The organism is Hoeflea sp. EC-HK425 (assembly GCF_902498795.1).
GTDB lineage: Bacteria > Pseudomonadota > Alphaproteobacteria > Rhizobiales > Rhizobiaceae > Hoeflea > Hoeflea alexandrii.
In genome coordinates, this window is sequence record NZ_LR701572.1 from 2,939,211 (window position 1) to 2,965,456 (window position 26,246).

At 60.2% G+C, this 26,246-nt stretch carries 25 protein-coding genes; 13 read left to right on the plus strand and 12 right to left on the minus strand.

The genetic code is table 11. From position 1 onward, the window contains the following. Positions 1-84: 84 nt before the first annotated feature. The 5 genes from SPHINGO391_RS16945 to SPHINGO391_RS16965 all read right to left on the minus strand — a co-directional run bounded on the left by SPHINGO391_RS16945 (position 85) and on the right by SPHINGO391_RS16965 (position 5,510). Positions 85-1,614 (minus strand): sugar ABC transporter ATP-binding protein, encoded by a 1,530-nt coding sequence (locus SPHINGO391_RS16945; RefSeq protein ID WP_152009935.1) that lies wholly within the window; start codon positions 1,612-1,614, stop codon positions 85-87. Continuing rightward, positions 1,611-2,612, minus strand: a complete 1,002-nt coding sequence (locus tag SPHINGO391_RS16950; RefSeq protein WP_152009936.1) for an ABC transporter permease — start codon at positions 2,610-2,612, stop codon at positions 1,611-1,613. The genes SPHINGO391_RS16945 and SPHINGO391_RS16950 overlap by 4 nt, the downstream gene beginning before the upstream one ends. 10 nt (positions 2,613-2,622) lie before the next feature. Then, positions 2,623-3,600, minus strand: a complete 978-nt coding sequence (locus SPHINGO391_RS16955) for an ABC transporter permease (RefSeq protein ID WP_152009937.1) — start codon at positions 3,598-3,600, stop codon at positions 2,623-2,625. A gap of 69 nt (positions 3,601-3,669) precedes the next feature. After that, positions 3,670-4,467 (minus strand): SDR family NAD(P)-dependent oxidoreductase, encoded by a 798-nt coding sequence (locus SPHINGO391_RS16960; RefSeq protein WP_152009938.1) that lies wholly within the window; start codon positions 4,465-4,467, stop codon positions 3,670-3,672. A gap of 86 nt (positions 4,468-4,553) precedes the next feature. Continuing rightward, the gene (locus SPHINGO391_RS16965) at positions 4,554-5,510 is read right to left on the minus strand and encodes a sugar ABC transporter substrate-binding protein (protein ID WP_152009939.1); all 957 of its coding nucleotides are present in this window, start codon (positions 5,508-5,510) and stop codon (positions 4,554-4,556) included. A gap of 240 nt (positions 5,511-5,750) precedes the next feature. Here SPHINGO391_RS16965 and SPHINGO391_RS16970 point away from each other — a divergent pair, with 240 nt between their 5' ends. The 9 genes from SPHINGO391_RS16970 (at position 5,751) to SPHINGO391_RS17010 (ending at position 16,364) form a co-directional block, all read left to right on the plus strand. Next, positions 5,751-7,592: an extracellular solute-binding protein gene (locus tag SPHINGO391_RS16970; protein WP_244615226.1), complete on the plus strand. Its 1,842-nt coding sequence runs from the start codon at positions 5,751-5,753 to the stop codon at positions 7,590-7,592. Positions 7,593-7,608: 16 nt separating this feature from the next. Next, positions 7,609-8,415: an SDR family oxidoreductase gene (locus tag SPHINGO391_RS16975; RefSeq protein WP_152009941.1), complete on the plus strand. Its 807-nt coding sequence runs from the start codon at positions 7,609-7,611 to the stop codon at positions 8,413-8,415. Between the two features lie 64 nt (positions 8,416-8,479). Beyond that, positions 8,480-9,778, plus strand: coding sequence for a Xaa-Pro peptidase family protein (locus SPHINGO391_RS16980; RefSeq protein WP_152009942.1), 1,299 nt, complete (start codon positions 8,480-8,482; stop codon positions 9,776-9,778). A 69-nt stretch (positions 9,779-9,847) separates the two neighbouring features. Further along, entirely contained in the window at positions 9,848-10,855 is a 1,008-nt protein-coding gene (locus SPHINGO391_RS16985; RefSeq protein ID WP_152009943.1) for a thiamine pyrophosphate-dependent dehydrogenase E1 component subunit alpha, read from the plus strand. Positions 10,856-10,866: 11 nt separating this feature from the next. Beyond that, a complete protein-coding gene (locus SPHINGO391_RS16990) occupies positions 10,867-11,877 on the plus strand; it encodes an alpha-ketoacid dehydrogenase subunit beta (RefSeq protein ID WP_152009944.1) in 1,011 nt (336 codons plus the stop codon). Next, positions 11,867-13,231 (plus strand): biotin/lipoyl-containing protein, encoded by a 1,365-nt coding sequence (locus SPHINGO391_RS16995; RefSeq protein WP_152009945.1) that lies wholly within the window; start codon positions 11,867-11,869, stop codon positions 13,229-13,231. The genes SPHINGO391_RS16990 and SPHINGO391_RS16995 overlap by 11 nt, the downstream gene beginning before the upstream one ends. 14 nt (positions 13,232-13,245) lie before the next feature. Then, positions 13,246-14,676, plus strand: coding sequence for an NAD-dependent succinate-semialdehyde dehydrogenase (locus SPHINGO391_RS17000; RefSeq protein WP_152009946.1), 1,431 nt, complete (start codon positions 13,246-13,248; stop codon positions 14,674-14,676). A 1-nt stretch (position 14,677) separates the two neighbouring features. Further along, a complete protein-coding gene (locus SPHINGO391_RS17005; RefSeq protein WP_152009947.1) occupies positions 14,678-15,598 on the plus strand; it encodes a 2-oxo acid dehydrogenase subunit E2 in 921 nt (306 codons plus the stop codon). Positions 15,599-15,602: 4 nt separating this feature from the next. Next, positions 15,603-16,364 (plus strand): SDR family oxidoreductase, encoded by a 762-nt coding sequence (locus tag SPHINGO391_RS17010; protein ID WP_152009948.1) that lies wholly within the window; start codon positions 15,603-15,605, stop codon positions 16,362-16,364. Positions 16,365-16,432: 68 nt separating this feature from the next. On the opposite strand, the gene SPHINGO391_RS17015 is transcribed toward SPHINGO391_RS17010, so the two are convergent. Genes SPHINGO391_RS17015 through SPHINGO391_RS17045 form a run of 7 tightly spaced genes read right to left on the minus strand, consistent with a single transcriptional unit; the run spans position 16,433 to position 22,362 of the window. Continuing rightward, entirely contained in the window at positions 16,433-16,957 is a 525-nt protein-coding gene (locus SPHINGO391_RS17015; protein WP_152009949.1) for an NADPH-dependent FMN reductase, read from the minus strand. A 12-nt stretch (positions 16,958-16,969) separates the two neighbouring features. Beyond that, positions 16,970-18,283, minus strand: a complete 1,314-nt coding sequence (locus SPHINGO391_RS17020) for a TRAP transporter large permease (protein WP_152009950.1) — start codon at positions 18,281-18,283, stop codon at positions 16,970-16,972. Continuing rightward, on the minus strand, positions 18,280-18,849 hold the full coding sequence (locus SPHINGO391_RS17025; RefSeq protein ID WP_152009951.1) for a TRAP transporter small permease: 570 nt from the start codon (positions 18,847-18,849) through the stop codon (positions 18,280-18,282). The genes SPHINGO391_RS17020 and SPHINGO391_RS17025 overlap by 4 nt, the downstream gene beginning before the upstream one ends. 20 nt (positions 18,850-18,869) lie before the next feature. Next, positions 18,870-19,943, minus strand: a complete 1,074-nt coding sequence (locus SPHINGO391_RS17030) for a C4-dicarboxylate TRAP transporter substrate-binding protein (RefSeq protein WP_152009952.1) — start codon at positions 19,941-19,943, stop codon at positions 18,870-18,872. A 21-nt stretch (positions 19,944-19,964) separates the two neighbouring features. Beyond that, positions 19,965-20,369 (minus strand): YciI family protein, encoded by a 405-nt coding sequence (locus SPHINGO391_RS17035; RefSeq protein WP_152009953.1) that lies wholly within the window; start codon positions 20,367-20,369, stop codon positions 19,965-19,967. A gap of 26 nt (positions 20,370-20,395) precedes the next feature. Next, on the minus strand, positions 20,396-21,541 hold the full coding sequence (locus SPHINGO391_RS17040) for a CaiB/BaiF CoA-transferase family protein (protein ID WP_152009954.1): 1,146 nt from the start codon (positions 21,539-21,541) through the stop codon (positions 20,396-20,398). Positions 21,542-21,552: 11 nt separating this feature from the next. Next, positions 21,553-22,362, minus strand: a complete 810-nt coding sequence (locus SPHINGO391_RS17045; protein WP_152009955.1) for a citryl-CoA lyase — start codon at positions 22,360-22,362, stop codon at positions 21,553-21,555. A gap of 156 nt (positions 22,363-22,518) precedes the next feature. Here SPHINGO391_RS17045 and SPHINGO391_RS17050 point away from each other — a divergent pair, with 156 nt between their 5' ends. The 4 genes from SPHINGO391_RS17050 to SPHINGO391_RS17065 all read left to right on the plus strand — a co-directional run bounded on the left by SPHINGO391_RS17050 (position 22,519) and on the right by SPHINGO391_RS17065 (position 26,231). Beyond that, on the plus strand, positions 22,519-23,373 hold the full coding sequence (locus tag SPHINGO391_RS17050; protein WP_152009956.1) for an IclR family transcriptional regulator C-terminal domain-containing protein: 855 nt from the start codon (positions 22,519-22,521) through the stop codon (positions 23,371-23,373). A gap of 29 nt (positions 23,374-23,402) precedes the next feature. Continuing rightward, entirely contained in the window at positions 23,403-24,914 is a 1,512-nt protein-coding gene (locus SPHINGO391_RS17055; RefSeq protein ID WP_152009957.1) for an amidohydrolase family protein, read from the plus strand. A 94-nt stretch (positions 24,915-25,008) separates the two neighbouring features. Continuing rightward, positions 25,009-25,869 carry an extradiol ring-cleavage dioxygenase gene (locus tag SPHINGO391_RS17060; RefSeq protein ID WP_152009958.1) on the plus strand — a complete coding sequence of 287 codons (861 nt, stop codon included), beginning with the start codon at positions 25,009-25,011 and terminating at the stop codon, positions 25,867-25,869. After that, positions 25,866-26,231: a hypothetical protein gene (locus tag SPHINGO391_RS17065; RefSeq protein WP_152009959.1), complete on the plus strand. Its 366-nt coding sequence runs from the start codon at positions 25,866-25,868 to the stop codon at positions 26,229-26,231. The genes SPHINGO391_RS17060 and SPHINGO391_RS17065 overlap by 4 nt, the downstream gene beginning before the upstream one ends. The last annotated feature ends 15 nt before the right edge of the window (positions 26,232-26,246 follow it).

Sequence of the window (26,246 nt, forward strand, 5' to 3'; positions counted from 1 at the left end):
TCCCGGCCTCGACGGACCCATCGACATTTCAGAGGCAGAAAGCCGTGCGGCATGGGGTCTGAACCAGCACACTTCTCAAGCATTTCAAGCGGCCTGGCCAGAATTGTCCCCCAAACCGGAGATGGCCTGGATCAGGCTGTCCTCGGTGACTTCCTCGGAGGTGAATTCACGCATGATCCGGCCGCTGTACATGGCGACGATGCGATCGGAAACCTGCAGCACTTCAGGCATTTCCGACGAGATCACAACAACAGCGTAACCCTGTGAAGCAAGGTCCCGGATCAGTTTGTGGATCTCGGACTTGGAGCCGACATCAATGCCGCGCGTCGGCTCGTCCACGATAAGCACCTTCGGGTGCATGGACAGCCATTTGCCGATCACGATCTTCTGCTGGTTGCCCCCAGACAGATTGCCCGCCTGCTGCTTCCAGCTTGGGGTCTTGATCTCCAGCTTGTCATAATAGTGGTCGAAAATCGCAATCTCCGCGCCGTCCGAAACGAAAGGCCCGGCGGTCAGGTCACTGACTTGGGGCAGTGTCATGTTGTCCCGGCAATTCATGCCCAGCACGAGACCCTGTTCCTTGCGGTTTTCGGGCACCAGAGAGATGCCGAGATTGATGGCGTCCACCGGTGAGGAAATCTCCACCTCCTGGCCTTCCAGGACAATGCTGCCCCCGGTCGGCGTTCGCAGGCCAAACAGTGTTTCGGCGATTTCGGTGCGCCCGGCACCGACCAGACCGTAAAAGCCGACCACCTCCCCGGCGCGAACCTTGAAACTGATATCCTTGTAGAGCGAACCGCAGGAAAGACCCTTCACCTCGAGCGCCACTTCGCCAAGTTCATGGTCGCTTGCGTGCCGCGTCAGATCAAGCTTGCGCCCGATCATCAACTGGGTGATGTCTTCCTCGGTGGTCTCCGCGGTTTCCAGCGTGCCGCGGTACTGACCATCACGCAGAACGGAAATCCGATCTGTGATCTTGAAGATCTCTTCCATCCGGTGCGAGATGTAGATGATGCCGACGCCATGGGATTTGAGATCGTCGATCACCTCGAAGAGGACGGTTTTCTCGGCATCGGTAAGCGAGGCTGTCGGCTCATCGAAGATCACAGCCTTGGCTTCATGGGTCAGCGCCCGTGCAATTTCGACCATCTGCTGGTTGGCGATCGACAGGTCCCCGACCCGGGTCCGGGCGTCGAAGCCCACCTTGAGACGCTGCAGGATCGTGTTGGTCTTGTCGAAAAGAGCTTGCCAGTCCACCAGGCCGAAGCGCTTGCGCGGCAATTCGCCCAGGTAGATGTTTTCCGCAACCGTGAGCTCCTTGGCCAGACTGAGCTCCTGATGAATGAAGACAATGCCCTTGTGCTTGGCCTCGAGCGGCGAGCTCATCTTCACGGGCGTTTCACTGACAATGATGCGGCCGCTGTCTGGCTGATGAATGCCGCCAAGGACCTTCATCAGTGTTGACTTACCCGCGCCGTTTTCTCCCATCAGGGCGTGCACCTCACCGGGCATCACATCGAAGGAGACGCCGTCGAGTGCGCGGACACCGGGAAAGGTCTTGACGATGGCTTCAAGGCGAAGCGCGGGAACCGATACGGAAGCTTGCTCGCTCATACCTTCAACTCCCCCTTGGCCTTGATGTTGAGCTGGCGATCGAGGAACAGCACCGCGATCAGGATCAGGCCGATGACCAGATTGACGGTCTCTGTGCCTGCGCCAATGTAGCCCAGCCCCTTGCGCAGCAACTGAATGGCAATCACACCGCCCAGCGTCGAGACGATCGAGCCGGCCCCGCCGGTCAGCTTGGTCCCGCCGAGCACCACGGCGGTGATGGCCCAGAGTTCGAACAGCTCGCCATCATTGGGATTGACCGAGCCGCTTTCGGAATAGAAAACCACGGCAGAGAGTGCCGCCAGGAAGCCGATCAGCATGAAGTTGATCATCATGTGGGGTCCGACGCGAATGCCCGCGTTGACCGCTGCCTCGCGATTGTCGCCAATGGCATAGGCATTGCGGCCATGAACCGTGCGGTTCATCAGGAACCACAATCCGCCGACAACTGCGAGCAGGAACCAGGTTGCCGTGTGCAGGCCCAGAAACTGCGCCTCGGCGAAATCGACAAGCGTCCAGTTGAGGTGGGACGTCGGCTCTTCGCCATTGTACATGAAGACCAGCCCACGGTAGCCCAGCATCGCCCCCAGCGTGACAATGAACGCATCGACTCCGGTCTTCCAGACTATGAGGCCATTGACCGCGCCAAGCACCACACCGGTCAGAAGCGCCAGGATCCACGAGACCGGGATCACCCAGTCGCCAAAAGCGGAGAAGACCGGCCAGGTCATGCTGTCGAGCATCACGATTGCCGCCAGCGCATAGGTTGCTCCGACGCTCAAGTCGATGTTGCCGTTGATCATGATGATCGTCATGCCCAGCGCGATAATCCCGATGGGGGCCGACTGCTTGAGCAACAGCAACATGTTGTCGAGATCCATGAAGGCGCTTTCCGACAGCGAGAGATAACTCCCGGCGACCGAAAAGAACACGAGTTCGAACAGGATGAAGCCCCAGATGGCGCCTTTCTTGATCAGTCTCGTCCGGCTTTCATTGTTCATCAAACCGCCCTCACGCGATGGGGGACAACAAGCGGCCGCGCTTGGCCGCGATGTCGAGCCAGACCGCCAGAATAATGATCACCCAGGTCACCACAAATTGCGCGTAGAACTGCAGGCCAACGAGCAGCAGACCGTTCTGGATGAAGCCCAGGATCAACACGCCGACGATTGTCTTGAAGATCGTACCGGAGCCACCGAGCAGCGATGCGCCTCCGAGGATGACAGCTGCGAGAACCTCGAGTTCCAGCCCCTGCCCCACGGTGTTCTGGCTTCCCAGGCTCCGGCTGGCCTGGATAAGCCCGGCCGTGGCCACGCAGAAGGCGGAAAGCAGGTAACAGGTGAACACCACCCTCGCCCTGCGAATCCCGGAGAATGTCGCGGCCACTCCGTTGCCGCCGACGGCGTAGACCTTTCGCCCGAACGGCGTCTTTCCAAGCACCATGCCGAGCACCGCCGCCAAAAGCGCGAAGATCAGAATCGGCACCGGGATGCCCAATGCACTGCTCTGCCCAAAGACTGCGAACCAGGTGCCGTCCTTGTCGGCTATGTCCATGTTCTTGCCGCCGGAATAGGTCAGCGTGAGCCCGTGTATGGCCGACAGCATGCCGAGCGTCACGATCAGCGAATTGAGCTTGAGATAGCCAACAAGAAACCCGATGAAGGCGCCCAGGCAAAGCGTCATCGCAAACATTGCGGGTATGGCAAGCGCCGGCCCGATCTTGTCATGAAGATCAAGCACCACAATCGTCGAAAACGACATCATTGATCCGACGGACAGATCGAGATTGCCGCTGATCACAACGAAGGTGACGCCGAGCGCCATCACACCAAGAATTGCTGACGAGCGAACGACCCCCATGACATTTTCGGGAGCCAGGAAACGTTCATTGGCGATCGTAAAGCCGATCATGAAAATGACAAAGGCAATCAAGATGCCCTGCTTGGCGAGGAGCCCGCCAATATTCGACCTACTGAAACCACCAGCCATCGTTTCCTGCCTCCCATTCGAAAGTGCCCGCAGCGCGACAAACACGCTGCTGCCTTTGCGAAACCTTGCTCAGACCAGCACCATACCGCCGTCGATCATGACGACCTGGCCGGTCATGTAGTCGCTGTCAGCCGAAGCCAGGAACGTCGTTGTTCCGGTAATGTCGCGCGGCACGGCGACACGGCCCTTGAGTATCCCGGCGGCAAAATCCTCCATTGCCTGTCCCGGACGCTCGGCAGCGCCAATCTCCATCAGATCCTGGTCGACCTGCTCCCACATTTCAGTGGCGACCACACCCGGCGCAAAGCCGGTCACGGTAATGTTGTGCTTGGCCAGATCGCGCGCGCCCGACTGGGTCAGGGATACAACCGCGAATTTGCTGGCGCAATACGGCGCGACATTGTCAAACCCCTGGCGGGAAGCAATCGACGCGGTGTTTATGATCTTGCCGCCGGTGCCCTGGGCAATCATCTGGCGCGCGGTCTCCTGCATGCCGATCAGGCAGCCAAGACCGTTCACACCCATGATGAAGTTCCAGTTCTCTTCCGTCACGTCGAGAAAATTCATCGGCCGGTTGACGCCGGCATTGTTGAACTTGACATCGATCTTTCCGAAGACGGATACGGCATGCGCGATCAGCGCACGAACCTGCATGCGATCAGTCACATCGACCGACGCGTGCGTTACCTTGCCGCCGGCGGCCTCGGCGGAGGCAAGGTTCGATGCCGCGACTTCAGCGACCTTGTCACCATCGATATCGGCAAAACAGACATCGGCTCCCTCGCACAAGAGCGCCTCGCCAATGGCTCTGCCAATTCCGCGCGCGGCTCCGGTGACAATGCAGGAGCGTCCAGACAACCGGCCCATGCTCACCTCCCCGATCACATGGCAAACTCAACAGGAAAGATCCGGACGCGGCGCCCGCCGCGTCCGGAGAAGAAATTTCACGAGCCTCAGAAAACCGGCTTGGTGAAATTGGACATGTTGTCCTGGGTGATCTTCGGCGTGTCGAAGTAGTTGAGGAACGGAACTTCCTTTCCATCAAGCACATCAATTGCGGTTTTCAGCGCCGCCTTGGCATCGTCGACAGGGGACTGGTAGATGGATCCCCAGTACTCGCCCTTTTCCATCGCTTCGTATCCGACAGCGAAGTTGGTCGCACCGACAAAGATGATGCCCTCGCGACCGGCGGCCTTGGCGGCATTGAGGGCGCCGACACCCATGTTGTCGTCTCCGGCATAGACGCCGTCGATCTTGTCATACTTGACGAGGAAGGCTTCCATCACCTTCTGGGATTTTTCGCGGTTCCAGTCGCCCGGCTGGGTTTCAAGAACAGTCACATCCGGGCAGACTTCAGGAAGCCGGTCATCGAAGCCCTTCTGGCGTTCGATGGCGGTGGTGTAGCCGGGCTGACCGGAAATCTGCACCACCTGGGCTGTCGTTTCGATACCCATTTCCTTGAACTTGTCGCACATGATCTCCGCCGAACGGGAGCCCTGCGTGATGTTATCCGGTCCCGAGAACGACTTGACGAAGTCAAAGCCGGCTTCGGCGATGTTGGAATTGGTCACGATGACCGGGATTCCCGCATTCTTGGCCTTGCGAACTGCCGGGATGACCGCCTCGCCATTTGTCGGCCAGATGATGATCGCCTGGACCTGCTGCTGGATCAGATCCTCGATCTGGGCGATCTGGCGGGCAACATCGCCACCAGCGTCAAGCACGACCGCTTCGACACTTTCGTTTGCCTCGACGGCCTCCTTGAAGGACTGATCGTAGGTCGTCTGGTAGCTGTCGACGCCAACGTTGTTCTGGGTAATGCCAATCCTGTATTCGGCAGCACTTGCCGAGCTTGCGAAGGCAAGACCCGCCATCGCGGTCGACAGGGTTATCATGGTACGAATTTTCATTTGGTTTCCTCCCGAAATTTCCTGCTCACACTATCGTTGGTTTCGCTTTTCCTCTGCTCAGTGAGCACTGCAACAGGAAGCGGCCTCTATCCGCGATCATGCAAAACACAGCCGTAAGGTGCCGACAAGCGCCCCGCGATTGAGTCTGAAATATGTCCAATATGGATATTTTGATATCCAAAATGGTTTTCTTGCGCGTATCCTCAAATCACCAATTTGAACATCTTTCGGGAGGCAGCCATGACAAAGGGTAAGCAGCAGTTCGAAGCCAGGCGCGTTCCGGCCGAATCGAACAGCGCGATCGGCAGGGCGGGAGCCGGAACCATGCTTTCAATCAACAGGGGAGGAGATGAAGCGCGAAGACCGCCTGATCCGCAATTCGAGAAGACCGAATTGCTTGACGTGGTGGCTTTCCTCGAGGATTTCGAACACGAGCTGTCCGATGCCCTGAGCGTTTTCGCGCCCGATCCTTATGTTCGCATGACGCTCCATCTCATCCGCAGCCATCTCGAAGCCAAGACGGTCACGCCGACATCGCTGATCGGCGCTTCCGGTGTTCCCTATGCAACGGCAACCCGGCGCATTGGCGAAATGATCGAAAACGGTCTGATCGATCAGCGGCCGCGCACCCGCAGCGGCAAGACATTCTCCATGCACCCAAGCGAGAAGCTGCTTGAATCCTGGATGCAATTGTCCGGGCGCTTGCAGCGTCTTGCCGAAACCCGCCTGATGCGATCAGCCGATGGTTCTGCTGGCCAGGAATACTACTTTGGCGGCTCCTACATGGCAGCCCAGTCGATCCCGCCCCTTCAGGTGCTGGCAGAACCGTTGCGGCTTGCAGGCGGCGTTCGCGTGCTGGTGCACGGAGACCCCACCTTCATGGTGATGGACAATCTCAAACGGCGGTTCGAGCAGGTCGTGGGCACTGAGATTCACCAACGCGCCTTCTCCATCGACCGGCTGCACCAGGAAGCGCTGAAGAACGCCGAACGCAAGACAAGCCGCTACGACATCATTGCCGTTGACCTGCCCTGGATCGGCGAGTTTGCCGAAAAGAACGTGCTCATGCCGCTGGACGAGGCAATGGACATTGCACGCCTGGATCCGGCCGATTTCCACACGGCCGGCTGGAAGGCAGCGCATTGGGGCGGACGCCCCTATGGCGTACCTGCGCAGACCACGCCGGAACTGCTGTTCTATCGCAAGGACATCTTCGCCGAAGCCGGCATGGAGGTACCCGCAACCACGGCGGACGTCATCAAGGCGGCAAAGGCGCTGCATGATCCCGCCAGAGGGTTTTACGGAATAGCCTGGAACGCGGCGCGCGGCACCGCACTTGGCCACACATTCCTGATGACCATGGCAGACTTCGGCCAACCGGTGATCGACATTCCGCCGGAGGCCGGAGGCTTCAACACCGACGGGCTCAAGCAAGACGTCTACCGTCCGATGATCGATTCGGAAGCAGGGATGGCGGCTGCGGAATACCTCATGGAGCTGCTGAAGTATTCGCCCCCCTACATCCTTTCAATGTCCTGGTACGAGCGGATCCGTCCCTATGCGGCGGGCGAAGTCGCCATGGCCTATGGCTACACCTTGCTTGCCCCCTATTTCGAGCTCGACCCCGCATCGCCGGCACACGGCCAGACCGGTTTCCTGCCGCATCCGGCCGGACCGGAGGCCACACCGGTCGCGCCCGTGGGCGGGTATGTGATGGGCATTCCGCGCAACATTGCCCCTGAGAGAATAGAAGCCGCCGCAGAAGCGCTGATCGTTTTCACCTCTGCGGGCGCCCAGAAGCTCTACGTCGAAAACGGCAGCCGGACCAATCCGCGTTACTCGGTTGGCGCAGACCCGGAAGTGCGCCGCGCATCGCCAATCTTCGAGGCCGTCGACCAGATGTCCTGGCGCGATGAGCTCCAGTTCTGGCCACGGCCGCCAATCCCGGAAATCGGCGAGATCTTCCAGATCTGCGGCGAGGAACTGCACGACATGCTTCGCGGAATCATTCCGCCGAAAACCGCATTGCAAAACGCCCAGAAACGGGCGGAGCGAGCCCTGCGGGAGCAACGCAAGACTTGAAAAATGGAGGAGTGAAATGGATCCCAATCGGCTCAAAGGAAAGAACATTCTCATCACTGGCGCAGCGCGCGGCATGGGCGCGGCGAATGCAGAGAGCTTCGCCCAGCAGGGCGCCAATGTCTGCCTGGGTGATCTGGATCTCGACGAAGCCCAGAAAGTCGCCGACCGCATCAATGCTGCCGGAAACGGCAAGGCGATTGCCGTGAGGATGGATGTCACCAAGCGCGAGGACAACGCGGCGGCCGTGGCCGCAACGGTGGAGGCCTTCGGCTCGATCAATGTAGGCGTCTTCAATGCCGGTCTGAACAAGCCCCGCTTCTTCATGGATATCGATGAAGACAACTGGGACATGATCATGAATGTCAACACGAAGGCGATGTGGCTCGGGATGCAGGAAACAGCCCGCCAGATGATCGAACAGGGGCCCATGGACGAGCCCTACAAGATCATCAATGTCGGCTCCATTGCGTCGAGAAAGCCGCTGGTTGACGTCACCGTCTACTGCACCTCGAAATATGGCTGCCTGGCGCTCACCCATTGCGGTGCCGTGGCGCTCGCGGAGCATAACATCACCGTCAACGGCTATGCGCCGGGCGTTGTGGTGACGCCGCTTTGGGAGCAGCTCGACAAGGATCTTGTCGAAATCGGCTTCAAGGAGAAGGCCGGCCAGGCCTACGAGGATATTGCTCGCGACCAGCTGCAGATCAAGCGGGTCTCCTATCCCGACGACATTGTCGGAACAGCCTCGTTCCTCGCCAGCCGGGACAGCGACTACATGACCGGCCAGATGATCCACATCGATGGCGGCTGGTGCATCCAGTAACGGCGTAAACCCAAGTTTCAACGAATGAAACGGGCGCGTGAAGGCGGGTCCGGAGGAGAAAGTCATGTCGCGTGCACTGACACCGAACATCCTGACAGCCCAGGATCTCGAACCCCAGTGGAAATGGGAAAACCGGCTGCCCGCGTGGGGCCACACATCTGTCGATTTCGAACGCAGGATCGATCATGACCGGCTGCGGCGCTATCGCCTGAGCCGGACCCGGCAGGCATTGCAGAACTCCCCTGCCGGGACGCTGCTGCTGTTTGACGTCAACAACATCCGCTACGTTTCAGCGACCAAGATCGGCGAGTGGGAACGTGACAAGATGTGCCGTTTCTGCCTGCTGACAGGCGACGACTCGCCTTACGTCTGGGACTTCGGATCGGCGGCCATGCACCACAAGAAGTTCTCGGACTGGCTCGAGCCGGACCATTGCCGGGCCGGCGTTGTCGGCATGCGCGGCACGATCCCGCCGGATTTCGGCCTGATGCGCAAATATGCGAAGGAAATTGCCGGGCTGATCAAGGACGCCGGAATGGCCGACATGCCTGTCGGTGTCGACTACGCGGAAACAGCCATGTTCCACGCGTTGCAGGAGGAAGGTCTCAACGTCATCGACGGCCAGCAGATCATGCTGGCAGCGCGCGAGATCAAGAACTGGGACGAAATCCAGCTGCTTACCCAGGCGGCCTCGATGGTCGATGGCGTCTACCACATGATCTACGAGCAGCTCAAACCCGGCATTAGGGAAAACGACATCGTCGCGCTGTCAAACAAGATGCTCTACGAGATGGGATCAGATGACGTGGAGGCGATCAACGCCATCTCCGGCGAGCGCTGCAATCCGCATCCGCACAACTTCACCGACCGCTATTTCCGCCCAGGTGATCAGGCGTTCTTCGATATTCTGCAGTCCTACCAGGGATACCGTACCTGCTACTACCGGACCTTCAACATCGGCCGGGCAACGCCGTCGCAGAATGATGCCTACGTCAAGGCGCGGGAGTGGATCGATGCATCGATTTCGATGATCAAGCCCGGCGTCAGCACCGACAAGGTGGCCGAGGTCTGGCCGAAGGCCGAGGAATTCGGCTTCCCCAGCGAGGAGGCCGCCTTTGGCCTGCAGTTCGGCCACGGGCTGGGCCTTGCGCTTCACGAACGCCCGATCATCAGCCGTGCGGTCTCTCTGGATCATCCGATGGAGATCCAGACCGGTATGGTGTTCGCGCTCGAAACCTACTGTCCGGCAAGCGACGGCTACTCAGCTGCGCGGATCGAGGAGGAAGTGGTGGTGACCGACACGGGCTGCGAGGTCATCTCGCTGTTCCCCGCCGAGGAACTGCCGATCGCCAACCGATATTGAGCTCCTCCCTGGAAGGCCCGGTTCGCACAGGTTGCGGCCGGGCCCGAGCAGGAGATTGGGAACTGACAAATGAGCACCAGCAAGACTAAAAACGCCGCCCAGGCTTCGGCCAAGGACAATGCCGAGGATTTTCTGCGCATGTACCGCCAGATGGTTCGAATCCGGACCTTCGAGGACAATGCCAACCAGCTTTACCTGTCGGCGAAGATGCCGGGACTGACGCACATGTATTCCGGTGAAGAAGCCGTTGCCGTGGGAATCTGCGAAGCCCTCAAGGTGACTGACAAGATCACCTCGACGCACCGCGGTCACGGGCACTGCGTGGCCAAGGGCGCCGATTTCAAGGAGATGTTCTGCGAATTGCTGGGCAAGGAAGAAGGCTATTGCCGGGGCAAGGGTGGGTCGATGCACATTGCCGACCAGTCCAACGGCAATCTGGGGGCCAATGCCATCGTCGGCGGCTCGATGGGGATTGCGACCGGGGCTGCCTTTACCGCCAAACTGCTGGGCAAGGATGACGTTACCGTCTGCTTCTTTGGCGACGGCGCCACCGCCCAGGGCCTGATGTACGAGGTGATGAACATGGCCGCACTTTGGAACCTGCCGATCATCTACGCTTGCGAGAACAACGGTTATTCCGAATACACCAAGACTGCCGAGATCGCAGCCGGTTCCATCACCGGCCGGGCCGAGGCCTTCGGCATCGAGGCGCACACCGTCGATGGCCAGGATGTTCTTGCGGTCAATTCGCTGACGCAGCAGCTGGTTGAGCGCTGCCGCAAGGGCGAAGGCCCGTTCTTCATCGAGTTGATGACCTACCGCTATCACGGTCACCATGTCGGCGACATCAACCGCGAATACTACCGCTCGAAGGACGAGGAAAAGGACTGGCGGGAAAACAAGGACCCGATCACCCAGTTCGCCCGCCATTTGACCAGTGAAGGCATCGCCACCGAGGAAGAGCTCGAAGCCATGCAGGCCGAGATCAAGGCCGATGCCACTGCCGCCGTCGAATATGCGCTCAAGGCAAAATACCCTGATGCATCGGAAGTCGACATGCACGTCTATGCGGCCTGAGGAGAAAATCCATGCGTGAAATCACCCTTTCCCAGGCCGTCAACGAGGCCCTTGCCGAGGAAATGCGCCGCGACGAGACCGTGTTCATCATCGGCGAGGACGTGGCCGAGGCCGGCACCCCCTTCAAGGTCCTGTCGGGCCTGGTCGAGGAATTCGGAACAGCGCGCGTTGTCGATACGCCGATTGCCGAACCCGGCTTCATGGGCATTGCCGTCGGGGCTGCCATGACCGGTTCCCGTCCGGTGGTCGACCTGATGTTCGGAGACTTCATTTTCCTGATCATGGACCAGCTCTGCAACCAGGCGGCCAAGACCCATTACATGTCCGGCGGCAAGCTCAGCGTTCCGCTGGTGTTGCGGACAAATCTCGGCGCCACTCGCCGGTCGGCCGCCCAGCATTCGCAGTCGCTGCATGCGCTGGTCGCACACATTCCCGGCCTGAAGGTCGCTCTGCCGTCATCGGCCTATGAGGCCAAAGGGCTGATGAAGACGGCAATCCGCGACAACAATCCTGTCGTCATCTTCGAAGACAAGCTGATGTACCAGGAGAAGGCGGGCGTTCCTGATGAGGAGTATCTGATCCCGTTCGGCGTCGCCAATGTGAAGCGCGAAGGCACCGACATCACCCTGATCGCCACCTCGTCGATGGTGCAGGTGGCCGAAAAAGCAGCCGAGATTCTCGCGGGTGAAGGCATCAGCGCAGAAGTCATCGATCCGCGGACGATCGTTCCGCTCGACGAGGCCGCACTGATCAAATCGGTGAAGAAGACTTCGCGCGCCATCGTCATCGACGAGGGGCACCAGAGCTACGGGGTCACCTCGGAGATCGCCTCCCGGCTCAACGAGAAGGCCTTCTACCATCTCGACGCGCCAGTACTGCGCATGGGCGCCATGGATGTGCCCGTTCCGTTCAGCCCGGCACTGGAAGACCTGACCGTGCCGACCCCGGAGGGCGTGGCGGCAAATGCCCGCAAGCTTGTGGCCGGGGAGATGATCGCCGGGGAGATGATCCATGCCGCATGATGTCATCATGCCGGCACTGGGGATGGCGCAGGACACCGGCCTGATTGTCTCCTGGCTGAAAAAACCCGGCGATGTGGTGAAAGCCGGCGAAGGGCTGATGGAGGTCGAAACCGACAAGGCTGTGATGGAAGTGGAAGCCGTGGCCGACGGATTTCTTGCCGCCGTCAGCGCGGAAGCCGGCGATCACGTGCCAGTCGGCCAGGTTGTCGCCGTGATTGCGGAAACAGCGGAGGCGGCGAAGACTAAAATTCCTGCCGCGCCATCAAACACTTCGCAATCGGATCAAGAGCCAACCTCGCATGCGGATTCCAGGGCAGACACCCTGCCTTCGGGCGAGGAAATCATCATGCCAGCGCTCGGCATGGCGCAGGACACCGGCCTGATCGTTGCCTGGCGCAAGCAGCCGGGAGACGCTGTTGCCGCAAGTGATATCCTACTAGAAGTGGAAACCGACAAATCGGTCATGGAAGTGGAAGCCGGACATGACGGCTTCGTCGCCGCAATCCTGGCCGATGCCCAGCAGGCGGTACCGGTCGGATCGGTGATCGCAATCATCAGCGCTGAGAAACCAGAAAACGCGGTCGCGCGCAGCCACAAGAACATCCCTGTTGACGACGAGACGCCTGGCAAGGCGGTAGTCAAGGCACCACAGGCCGCACCGAAGAAGACCGAAGCCCGAAACACGCCTGCTTCAAGCGGGCGCGTGCTGGCGTCCCCAAAGGCACGCCGCCTTGCAATTGAGAAGGGCCTCGACCTCAATCTGCTGGTCGAGAACGGCGTGCCGCAGCCCTATCATGTCTCAGATCTTGGGATTCTGGAGACCTTAGCGCCGTCTGACAAAAAGGCGGGGGCCATCCCCTCACCCGCGTCTGCGGGATCGTTGCCAATGCACATTGGAGCGCGAATTGCAGCGAGCGGCAGCGACGAGTTCATCGCCTGGCTCGCTGAAGACGGCGATGTTCGCCTCGAACCGCGCCTGATCTGGTTGCGTTTTGCCGCGGCAGCGTTGCGTGAAGCGACCGGTCTTGGAGACATGCCGCTCATCGTGGAATCCCGGACGGTTCGCAAGATGGATGGACGTTTCGCCGATGCCGACCGCGTAGGGCTCTCCAAACCGCTGAGCGACGCGGGAGATCAGGTTCCGTCCATCGTGCTGCGCGATCTTTCCGGATCGCCGATTACCGCGGCCACCGGTTCGGCAGCCGGTGCGCCGGTGCTGACCGTGTGCCGCGAACGGGAAGACTACGCCGTTTCGCTCGACTACCTGGCCGGCCAACTTGACGAGGACCAGGCGATTGAATTCGTCACCGGCTTCGTGGACCGCCTCGGCGACCCTCTGAGACACCTGCTTTGACTGGAGCAAACCGGATGCAACACACCAATCTCTACATCGATGGCCAATGGCGCGACGCTGCAAGCGGCGAGCGCTTTGATGTCATCAATCCCGCAACAGAAGAAACAATCGCGTCGGTTGCCTCCGCCGATCTCGCTGACGCAGATGCGGCACTCGACGCAGCGCAAGCCGCCTTTGGATTATGGGCTGCCAAGAAGCCGCGCGAACGCTCGGAGATCCTGCGCAATGCGTGGGAGCTGATGACCGCGCGGCTGGACGAATTTGCGCACCTGATAACGCTTGAAAACGGAAAGGCCCGGGCCGATGCGATGGGTGAGGCAGCCTATGCGGCCGAGTTCTTCCGCTGGTTCGCCGAGGAAGCCGTTCGCGCCGACGGCATGATCACCCATGCACCCTCGTCAGGCGCGCGCATCGTGGTTCAGCACAAACCAGCCGGCATCGCCGTGCTGGTCACGCCGTGGAACTATCCGGCGGCAATGGGCACCCGCAAGATCGCGCCGGCTCTGGCCGCAGGATGCCCGGTGATCATCAAGCCCGCTTCGGAAACGCCGCTGACCATGCTGGCGCTGATGCCGTTGCTGGAAGAAGCGGGCGTGCCGAAGGGGCTGGTCAACGTGCTGCCCTCGAAGAAATCGGGCAGGCTTGTCGACCACATGCTGCACGATCCGCGGGTGCGCGTCATTTCGTTTACCGGCTCCACCGAAGTTGGCCGCAAGCTGCTCCATTCGGCAGCCGACCAGGTGCTCAAGCCGGCGATGGAACTGGGCGGGAATGCGCCGCTGATCGTGTTCGAGGATGCCGACATCGACAAGGCTGTGACCGGCGCGATGCTCGCCAAGATGCGCAATCTCGGCGAGGCCTGCACCGCCGCCAACCGCTTCTATGTTCACGAGAAGGTCGGCAAGGAGTTCACCAGCAAGTTTAGTGCCGCCATGGCTGCCCTGAAGATGGGCGACGGGCTGGAAGACGGGATCGACGTCGGCCCGCTGGTCAATGCTGATACCCGCGACAAGGTGGCGGCTTTCGTCGAGGATGCCGTGGCAAAGGGCGCCAGGTTGGAACTCGGTGGCACATTGCCCAACGGCAAGGGCTATTTCTACCCGCCGACGGTGCTCTCCAACGTGCCGGAAACGGCCGACTGCGTGAACGACGAAATCTTCGGACCTGTTGCAGCCATCCAGTCCTTCACGGAGGAAGACGACGTGATCCGCCGCGCCAACAACACGGAATACGGTCTGGTTGCCTATGTGTTTTCGGAGAACATGAAACGCGCCATGCAGGTTTGCGAACGCCTGGAATATGGCATGGTCGGCCTCAATCGCGGCCTGGTTTCCGATCCCGCTGCCCCGTTCGGCGGCGTCAAGCAATCGGGTCTCGGCCGCGAGGGCGGGCATGAGGGCATGCTGGAATTCATGGAAACCCAGTATATTTCGGCGGAATGGTAAGATGGGTCGGGCCGATATCATAGCCAGCCCCTCGGTCGTTGCCCTGGCCGGGCGACTGGGCGTCGATCTTGCCGATGTAGCCCGGACTGCCGACCGCACCAATATCGCGCGCGAGGATGTCGAGCGCCATGTGAGTGGCGATACCAAGCAGAGCTCTTCCGGCGCCGCTGCCTCTGTCGCAGCCTCCAGGGACAACAGCTATTGGGATGTGGATCACTCGGCCTACGGACCGGTGACACACGAGCCGTTGTCACGTTTCGCACGGATCGCTGCTGACAATCTGTCTGCTGCGAGCCGCGTCATTCCGCAAGTTACCCATCATGATCGTGCTGACATGCGCGCCGTGGAAGCCTTTCGCGCCAAGCTGAAGCCGGAGGCTGCGGACCGTGGCGTGCGCCTCACCGCACTGGCCTTTCATGTGAAAGCCCTGGCCGCATGCCTTTCGGAATTCCCTCGCTTCAATGCATCACTGACAGCCGACGGCGAAACCCTTGTGCTCAAGCAGTTCTGCCATATCGGCATTGCAGTCGACACGCCGCACGGACTGATGGTGCCGGTGATCCGGGATGTCGACCGCAAGGGGCTGTGGCAAATCGCCAGCGAGATCTCCGATCTCGCCGGGCGGGCGGCCCAGCGCAAGATCAAGCCTGACGAGATGGGCGGGGCCTCGATGTCGATCTCCAACCTCGGCGGCATCGGAGGCACTGCGTTCACCCCGATCGTCAATCCGCCCGAGGTCGCGATCCTGGGCATCACCCGAACCGAAACAGTTCCAGTGTGGGAAAACGAGAGCTGGACTCCGGTGCCGATGACACCTTTGGATCTGTCCTACGATCACCGTGTGATCAACGGTGCCGATGCCGCCCGCTTCATGGCGCATTATGCGCGGCTGATGGCCGACCCTCGCAGAATGATGGTGTGATCCGATGGGCCTGACAATAGATCTTTCCGGCCAGACCGCCCTCGTGACCGGATGCAAACGCGGCATTGGCCTGGCGATCTGCAAGACGTTGGCCGAAGCGGGCGCAGACATCATCGGCACCAGCGCATCCCTGGAAGCACAGGGCAGCGATGCGGAGAAGGCGGTTCATGCCGCTGGTCGAAGCTTTACGGCTTGCCAGTGCGATTTCTCCGACCGGGACGCCACAATCGCCTTTGCCGAAACAATGGAAAACCGTGGCGACATCTCCATTCTGGTCAACAATGCCGGCACCATCAGGCGCGCGCCGGCGGCGGAGCACTCCCTTGAAGACTGGGATCATGTGCAGGCTGTCAATACCGATGCTCCCTTCATCCTGACACAGGCGCTGGGTCGCTCCATGCTCAAACAGGGGACCGGAAAAATCGTGTTTGTTGCCTCGGTTCTGAGTTTTCAGGGCGGCATCAACGTCCCTGGCTATGCCGCCAGCAAGGGTGCCATCGCTCAACTGGTTCGCGCTTTTTCAAACGAATGGGCGGCCAGGGGCATCAATGTAAACGGCATTGCGCCGGGCTACATCGCCACCGACAACACTGCAGCTCTTCAGGCTGATCCTGATCGTACCCGCTCTCTCATGGAGCGCATTCCTGTTGGCCGTTGGGGAACGGCTGAAGAAATCGCCGAACCGGTTGCCTTCTTGTGCAGCGACCTGGCGAGGTTTGTGCACGGCACGATCCTCCCGGCCGATGGCGGCTGGATGTCGAGATAGGCTGCCCCTGTTTTCATCGCGGGTGCCGGGATCATTGCAGCCGAATGGACTCGCCGATGGCCTTGATCTCAGAAGCTTGAGACAAAGGCGCGCATATTCAGTTCGGCAAAATCAAGGATGGCTTCGTCGGTGAGATGCCCGTCGGTAATCTTGGCATTGGCCTGCGGGATGACGATCTCCTGGCAGGCAAACGGTCTGGCCAGCATGCCGTTGAGAATGTACTTCAGATGCGCCTGAGCCCGGACGCCGCCGAGCGCTCCGCCGGAAACGCTGATGATGAAGCAGGGCTTGTCGTTGAAAACGGAATTGTAGGCAGGCCGCGATGCCCAGTCGATGGCGTTCTTGAGCACACCGGGAACGCTGTAGTTGTACTCGGGCGTGACAAAAACGACGCCGTCGGCCGCCGCCACCTCCGCAACGAAGCCTTCAACCGCGGGATCCTGGCCGAGATCCGCATTGTAATGAGGAAGCCGGCCGGGATCCGCGACACGGCATATGACATCCTGATCAAGACGCTTGACCAGCGCCCGCACCGTGGCGCGAGAGGAAGATGCCTCCCGCAGGCTGCCGGGGATGAAAAGAAGCTGTGTCATGAAATCACCTGATCAAAGACGCGCCAGCCATGTGGCGATTTGCGGAAAGACGACGATGAGAGCGATCGATACCAGCATGGCGCCGACAAAGGGCAGCGTCCCGCGGAAGATCTCGCCGACCTTGAGATCGGGATCGTCCATTGCCGACTTGATGATGTAGACCGAGAGCCCGAAGGGCGGGGTGAGCAATCCAACCTCCACCGCAACCACCGTCAGGACACCGAACCAAACCAGATCGAAGCCCGCGGCTTCGGCGATGGGCAGCGCAATTGGCAGAAGGATCAGCATGATCGAGATGGAATCGATCAGGCACCCAAGCGCAATGATCAGCAGCAGGTAGATCAGCAGAAAGCCATAGGGCCCTATCGAGCCTTCCAGCAGAACTTCGGCCAGCGCATTCGGTACGCCCGAGAGCGCCAGCATGCGGCTGAAAAAGGTTGCCGCCATGATCAGGAACAGGACCGAGACCGTGATCTGCCCTGCCTCCAGCAACAGCCGCCAGAATGACTTAGGATCCAGAGAGCGCCGCATCAAAGCGATGACGAGAGCGCCAAGCGCACCGGCTGCACCGGCTTCCGTTGGGTTGAGAAAGCCGCCATACAGACCGCCGAGCACCACCAGCATCAATGACAGAATGGGCAGCGACTTGCGTGCTATGCCGAGCCCGCTCATCACCTCATCAGACGAGCCTGTTTCGGGCCCGGTGAAGACAAAATCGCGGCGAAACCGGGCAAGCAAGACGATGGTGATGGAAAAGGCGACGGCCAGCAGAATACCCGGACCGACCCCTGCGAGGAACATGCGGCCGACCGATTCCTCGGCCAGCACCGCATAGACGATCATCAGCAGCGAGGGCGGGATCAGCATGCCCAGCACCGAGGACCCAGCGACGACACCCGTGGCAAATTTGCGGGTGTAGCCGTGACGTTTCATCTCCGGCACCGCAACGCGGCTGAAGACTGTGGCGGAAGCAATCGATATCCCGGTGATGGCCGCAAACACCGCGTTGGCAAAGACAGTCGCGATTCCCAGGCCGGCGGTCACCCGTCCGAGTAACTGCTGGAAGACATCAAACGTGTCCTTGCCCACCTTCGACACGGTCACAAGCAAGCCCATGAGGACAAACAGGGGAACCACGGCGAAGAGATACTCTCGCAAGGAATCGTTTGCGACCTGTCCCATCATCCGCAGCGAGACGACATCGCCCCGGATTGCGGCAACCCCGAGAAAGGAAACCGTGAGCATGCCAATACCGATGGGCATGCCAAGATAGATGAGAACCAACAGGCCAAGCGTTGCCAGTGCGCCGATTTCAATTGGGCTCATGACCTTGCCTCTTGTGTCGCGGCTATTCGGAGGTCGGAGATCATCCGAACGATGAATTCGAGGGCGGCAATCGTCATGCCGGCAAGAATCAGGGCGCGAAACGGCCATGTCGGCAAAGTCGCGATGCCAATGATTCCGATGTAGTCACCGGACGCCCAGTCCTTGCCAAGAATGCGGATCGACGCGTAGGCGATCAGGCCGATGATGATGGCTCCGACCAGATTGAAGAAGGCCGACAGCAGTGCCGCGATTCTCGGGCGCGACGCCTTCAAACCGACGAAGAACAGATCGGTGCGCGCAAGACGTTCGGCACGGATCGTCGTGGCGAGCTGCAGGCTGACAATCATCACCAGCAGCAGAGCGCCGAGCTCGGACACCAGAGGCAACGATGCCCCCAACAGGTTGCGGGCGACGATGTCAGCACAGATGATGACCATCAGCACTCCGATCAGTACTGTCCCGAGCGCGGCGAAGCCCTCGACCAGCCATTGCCAGGCCCGGCTGACCGCAGCGCCTTTACGCTGCGGTCGAACGGGATCGTGCGTGTTTTCATGATCTGCCGGCATGATCCCGCCCTGAGCCTTGCTTACTTGTCCCAGTCACGGGCAGGCACTTCACCGGCGTCCCGCAGGGCATTCATGTATTCGGCGAGAAACGCGGTCCCCTGGCCTCCCTGCGCATCAACGCTGGCGGCCCATTCACCGGCCAGATCGGGAAGCATGTCGACCCATTTCTGGCGCTCACCGGCCGGCATCGGCACAATCGTGACCGGCGGCGACTGTTCAGCACCGTTCTTGACCATCAGGTCGAGCATCAATTCATGGCGGTCGACCATGTCCTGACCGTGAGACCTGGTGTAGTGCTTGCCGGCCTCGATCATTGCCGCCTGCACCTCTTCGGGAAGGGTTTCCCAGGTGTCATTGTTGATTGCCACCGCGCCCGAGAAAGCTGCGCCGACATCAAAGCGGTTGATGTAGGGAGCGACTTCATAGAGCTTGATCGGCATCGCACCCAGAGCGAGGGTCAGCGCGCCATCGGATACGCCGGTCTGCACGTCGGTGTAGAAGGTTGTCAGCGCGCCATCGACCGCGTTGGCTCCGGTTCCGCGCAGCCAGCTGCCCAGCACGCCCGGTGCGGAAAGCTTCATGCCGTTGATGTCGGCAATGCCGGTGAGCGGCTTCTTGGTGTAGATGTCATAGAGATCGGTTGCGGTCAGCCCCAGAACCTTGAGGTTGTGGTCTTCCCACTCGCTACGGAAGGCTTCGTTGGTTTCGAGAAGCTTCTCCATTACCTCGAGCAGGACCGGCGGGTTGGCGGTTGCAAACGGGGTGTTGGTGGATACCTGGCTCAATGGCAGCTTTGCTGCCTCGAGGAACGAAAATACCCAGCCGACATCGGTGATGCCTTCTTCCACCGAACTCAGTGTCGCGTTTGCCTTGTAGAGCGTGCCTCCAAAGGCCTCGTTCCACTCGATCTTGTAATCGCCCTTTTCAGCGAGGATTTCATCCGTGCGCGCCATGAAATGGGTCTGGATCATGCCCACCCACGGAACCACCGTCGGGTGGCTGGAGGCCACTGTCAGGTTGATGACTTCCTGCGCCGAAGCGGCGCCCGGCAGCAGCATCATGCCCGCTGCCATCATTCCCATAAACTGTTTCATTGCTTCTCTCCCAAGTGAGGTTCAGGCCAAAGTGAAAGTCTGGCTGGAATAGTCGAGCCGGACCGTGAGTGTTCCTTCATTGATGAGCCATGGACGGACCTGAAAACTGCGGGCACCGCTCGTGTGCATCGGGTCCCGCTCGGCAATCGCGATTGCCTCCTGCCGCGAGGCTGCCCGCACCACGACCATTCCCTCTCCCTCCCAGCTCTGCTCGTCATCGCTCCACATCGGACCGGCCGCGAACATCACGCCTTCGCGCTCCAGGCCGACCTGAAACTTCAGGTGTTCTTCCAGATGCGCGAAGACCGGACCCATGCCGTTCACGGGCGTGGTGAAGATCGCGTAGAGCTGCTTTTGCAGCATCGCCCGGCTTGCTTCCATCACGCCGGCTGCTGGCACAGACGTGATCATTTCCTCTTCACTCATGCTTTCCTCCCCTATGTTTGCGGCGTTCAGACTGCCTTTCTGGCCTCCAGTTCGGCACGGAGTTCGGCGCCATGCTGATCCAGTGTCGGCGGAGGCGTCACATGCAGCTCCGCCTCGCCATCAAAGCTGTAGGGAGGCCGGACTGTCTTGGATTCGCCCATCTCGGGGTGGCTGGTCTCGACCGCCAGCTGCAGATGCAGCGCCTGCGGATCCTCGAGTGCCTCGTTGGAATCGTAGGCCGGCGCATGCGGCACCTCGAGAGCGAGAAGCTTGGCGCACCAGGCATCGCGAGTGTCGGCCTTGAAGATCGGGGTGAAGATCTCGATCAGGTCGTCCTGATGCTGGATCCTGTCCAGCCGCTCGGCAAAGCGCGGATCTTCGGCCAGCTCCGGCTTTCCGGTAGCCTCCAGAAACCCCTCCCAGAACTTGGGGGGTGACGACATGTGGATCGCAATCCACTTTCCATCACTGCATTCGAAGGTATAGCTCTGCGAAACCACTGGACGCGAAAGCGGCCCCATGACCTCGCCTTCGGAATAGTAGTGCGTGAAACTGTCGAGGTTGAAATGCGCCATCGCCTCCAGCATGGAGATATCGATGCGCCGGCCCTTGCCGCTGCTGCTCCGCTCGAGAAGTGCCGCGAGTATGGCGGTCGCCGCGTACTGGCCGGTTACCGCATCGGCGATCGCCGGTCCGATCACACGCGGATTGGTTGGGGGCGTCAGCAGTCTCAAATATCCGCTGGCGGCCTGCGCCACGGTATCGAAAGCGGGACGATCCCTTGACGGACCGGACTGGCCAAACCCGGAGATGGCACAATAGATCAATCGCGGATTGATCTTGCGCAGGTCGTCCTCGCCCACCCCAAGCTTCTCGGCGACGCCCGGCCGGAAATTCTGGATGAACACATCCGCGGTGGCGATCAGCTGATAGAACGTCTGCAAGTCCGCGTCTGCCTTGGTATCAAGTGCAATGGATCGCTTGTTGCGATTGTAGGTCTGGTAGTGCGGAGAGTAGAGGCCGCCCTTGAAAGCGCGAAAGGGATCGCCGGTTCCGGGGCGCTCGACCTTGATGACATCGGCGCCGAGGTCACCCAGATGCATGGCGGCGGCAGGACCGGTAATGTAGGTGCCGAGTTCAACCACACGGATATTCTTCAAGATCTTGACCATGACTGCGTCCTTTACGCCTGCTTGGGGTGACGCGGAGCGGATGTGCCGTCGTACTCGATTGCCAGGTCCGCCTTGTGAGACATGATGAAGCCGATCGATCGGAGGGACTCCTCATAAAGGTGAGCCGCGAGACCGGCCGTGCGTGCAAGCAACGGAACTGCCTTGAGAGCCTCTAGCGGCCAACCGGCGTCCAGTATTGCTGCGGGAATGGCTCCGGATACATTGATCGGCAAGGGCCGTTCGATGATGCCCGGCGCATGTTCGGCAAGGGTCCGCAGTGTGGAAATGTAGCGACCGGAGATGCCCAGTTCGTCCGCGATTTCGAGCAGGCGATTGGCGCGCGGGTCGCCGGCATTGTGTTGCGGGTGGCCTAGACCCGGCACCTTCTTGCGCGCCTGCTTGAGTGACTTCAAGCTGGCGATCGCGGCTGTCTCGACATCGGTGCCATTGGCTTCCGCATCGGCAAGCACTTCGGCCAGGTACTGACCAGCCGTTTCGGAACTGCCGGCAACAACACTTCCCATTCCCAAAAGACCAGCCGCCATCGCTCCCTGCCAGGCCTCCGGACCGGCTGCGAGCGTCATGCGCGCCGCCTGGACACTTGGCACCAGGCCATGCTCGGCTATGGCGACCAGGCAGGCATCAAGCATCTTTCGTTGAGCGTCTGTCGGTTTTTCGCCAAGCACCAGAAGCCAGAAATAATCGGTGAAACCGATCTTTCCGATCAGATCGCCGCACAGATCGTGCCCACGGACCGTGATCGAGTCGGCATCCGATGTGGCGATCGCGGTGAATGCCTGATCCTGCTTTCCAATGCGCATTTCGGTTCCTTTTTTCGCATGCCGAAAATATTTCCTCTTGCCGAAAACATTGCACTGATTTATCGTTGCGTCAAGTCATCCGCCGAGGCCTGTGAAAACGGGCGATCAGCACGTAGGAAGGGAGCATCACAGCAATGAGGAAGGTCCCGTTCACCCATGATTGATGATCGCACGACAGAAACGACCGAGACGTCGACAGGCAAGGTTGCGGGAGGCCAGGCGGCCAAGCCCGCCGAATTCGTCGAGGCCCTGGCAAAGGGACTGGCAATTCTCGAAAGCTTCGATGCCGCCAATCCGGAAATGACACTGAGCGAGATCGCGAGGAAGGTGGGCTATTCGCCCGCGGCTGCGCGGCGAAGCCTGATCACGCTGATGGCGCTTGGCTATGTCGGACAGACAAACAAGCGCTTCCACCTGCGCCCCAAGATCATGACGTTGAGTTCCGGCTTCTACTACTCGGCCCAGATAGACGAGGTTCTTCAACCGCATCTGCGTGAGGTGGTGTCGAAGTTCGGCGATGCGTCGTCGGTTGGCACACTCGACCAGCGCGACGTGATCTATATCGCCCACAACTCGGTGCAGCGCGCGCGACGTGCGGCAGCCGTGGTGGGAGCACGCTATCCCGCTTGCGCCACGTCATTGGGACGAGTGCTTCTTGCAGGATTGAGCGACGCAGAACTGGACCGCTACTTTGACGGCCTGGTCATCGAACCACTCACATCAAAGACGATGGTCGATCCGGTGCAGTTGCGAGAGGAAATCGAGCAGGTGCGCAAGAATGGCTACTCGACCACCGTCGATCAGCTCGATTATGGCATCACCGCTCTGGCCGTCCCCATACGGGCGCTTGATGGCCGAACAATCGCGGCTCTCAACACGTCCGGCTACTCCGGCATGGTTGACGCGGACTTCCTGGTCGCCAACCGCCTGCCCGAGTTGCGCGCCACTGCGTCCAGAATTGCCAATGCCCTGACGCGATATCCGATGCTCGTTTCCATCATCGGATCCTGAACACAAGAACGAACCTGGGAGGAAAGTGAATGTGCAGACTCTGTGATCCGAAGAGACCTCAACTGCCCTGTCCGACGCGGCGGGATTTTCTCACCGCGAGCGCCATTGGCGGCGCGGCTGCAACGCTCGGACTAGGGTCGACCCGAACCGCGCAAGCCCAGACGGTTGCGGCCTCAACGCTGCCCGAAGGCCTTGGCACGCCGGGTCGCAGGGTTCTGATCAAGGGCGGCGCGGTGCTGTCCGTCGATGATGCCGTGGGCAATTTCGCCGTGGGAGATGTACTGATCGACGGCAAGACCATTGTCGAGGTCGGCGCAAACATCGATGCGCCCGATGCTGTGCAGATAGATGCAGCCGGCAAGATCGTGATGCCGGGTTTCATCGACACGCACCACCACCAGTTTGAAACCGCCCTGCGGAGCCAGCTCGCCAACGGCATTCTCATCAATGACGGCCGCCCGGCGAATGCGTCCAACTATTACGAGACGATCCTTCAGGGCTTTTCCATGGTCTACCGGCCCGAGGACGTCTACATCAACGAGCTGTTCGGCGGCATCGCACAGCTTGATGCCGGCGTCACCACGGTGATGGATGTCAGCCAGATTCACCATTCGCCGGAGCATTCCGACGCCGCGATCGAAGGGCTCAGGGATGCGGGACGCCGCGGCGTCTTCGGTTACTTCGAAGGATGGGGCGACCGTGCCAAGTACCCGCAGGATGCCGCCCGCATCAAGAGCCAGTACTTCTCCTCGGACGACCAGCTGACCACCATGGTCATGGGCGGCGAGATCTATCTTCCGGGCTATGAAGCGGCCTGGAAGATCGGACGCGAACTTGGCTTGCCGATTGCCCTTCATGTCGTCGGAACCTTCGGCATGCAGCCAACCTTTGACGAGCTTGGTGCGGCGGGCATGTTCGGCGAAGACAACATCTTCATTCACATGACCGGAATGTCGGATGACGGCTGGAAATATGCTGCGGATGCCGGTGCCCATGTTTCGCTCTCGGTTCCCATCGAGATGCACATGCGCCATGGCACCCCACCGATCCAGCAGGCCATCGATCTGGGCATGGACATGTCGCTCTCCACCGACGTCGAGTGCACCATGACCGCCGATTTTTTCACCCAGATGCGCAGCCTGGTGACGTTGCAGCGGATGTTTGCCAACGAGAAGGCTCTCTCGGGGCAGGAATACCCGGAGCTGATGACAAGCATGGAGGCGATCCGTCAGGCAACCATGGGCGGTGCCAGGGGGCTGAAGCTCGACCGCAAGATCGGCTCGCTAACGCCGGGCAAGGAAGCCGACATCATCCTTCTCGACGCAGAGGCAATCAACGTTGCGCCGCTCAACAACGTGCCCGGCGCGGTCGTCACGCTCATGGAGCGGACGAATGTCGACACTGTCATGGTCGCAGGCGAGGTCAAGAAGTGGAAAGGCCAGATGATGGGCTTCGACATCGACCGCCTGCGCGGAGAGCTTGAAGCAAGCCGCGACTATCTCTTCGAGGCTGCGAAGATCGAGCGCAACCTGTTTGCCTGAGGCCGTCGAAATTCCGATCCCGGCGCCAACCGGGATCGCCAGTCGAAAACCGTATCTCCGGACCCACCGGGAAGATTGAAACAGGAGTAGATCCTTGGCTCAGCTCGTTGCCACTCTGGCCTCCACCCATCACCCCTTCTACCTCAAGGCGACAACGATGCCGCCCGAACAGCAGATGCCGCAGGCGCCTGAGTGGAAACGCAAGATCGAGGCTTATCGCGAGACCCTGGCCCGCACCAAGCCGGACATTCTGGTGATGATCGGTTCGGACCATTTCCACCAGATCTTTCTCGACAATTGTCCCCAGTTCCTCATCGGCAAGGCGCCACGCTACGACGCCACCTTCTACAACGAGGAACGCGAATTCGGCATTCCGAAATATGTGCTGGAGGGGGACGAAGAGATGTCCCGCTTCATGCACCAGCACCTGATGGACCAGAACTTCGATTTCGCCTTTTCCAACGAATTGAAAATCGACCACTCGATCATCTGCCCGATCATCACGGTGCGGCCGCAAAACGATCTGCCGGTGGTGCCGATCTACACCAACATCTTCGCTCCGCCGCTGCATTCGCCTAAGCGCTTCTACGAGCTTGGCCGCGCCATTCGCAAGGCAATCGACGACTTTCCTTCGGACAAGCGCGTTGCCGCCATCGGCACCGGGCATCTCTCGCTCGAACTGGGCGGGCCGCGCCAGTTCATGGAAACCGGACCGGATCCCGACTTCGACCGCCAGGCCATCGAGTGGCTGCGCGCGGGCGACATCGATTCAATCCTCGCCAATGTCAATCACGAGACCATGGCCAAGAGCGGCAACGCCACCCATGGCTTCCTCAACTTCATCCTGATGCTGGGTGTGGCCGGGCCCGAAGGCGCCGATTACGTCGACAATCTCGACCTCTTCCATACCATGGAAGCCTATTTCACCTGGTATCCGAAGGAGCAGGCAGCATGAGCAAGTACTACGTCAACAAATTCCTGTTCACCGTCGACCGCGATCCGGATTATCTCAAGCGCTACATCGAGGATCCGAAGTCCTTCGTCGCCACATGGGAACAGTCAATCGGACCCAAGCTCAACGATGCCGAACGTTCCACCGTGCACAGTCTCACCGACGCCGAGCGGCAAGCGCTGATCGATCATGATTATGTCGCGCTGTTCGAAATGGGAGCGCATTTCTTCCTCAACCTGACCATGTATATCGGCATCTACGACGAGCCTTACCTGGCGAAATCCGGCCCGTTGTCGTTCCAGCGCGAATTTGCCACCAAGCTGCAGCACTGGCGCGACAAGGACTATCCGAGCGTAGAGACCTGACGGCGGCATCATTGT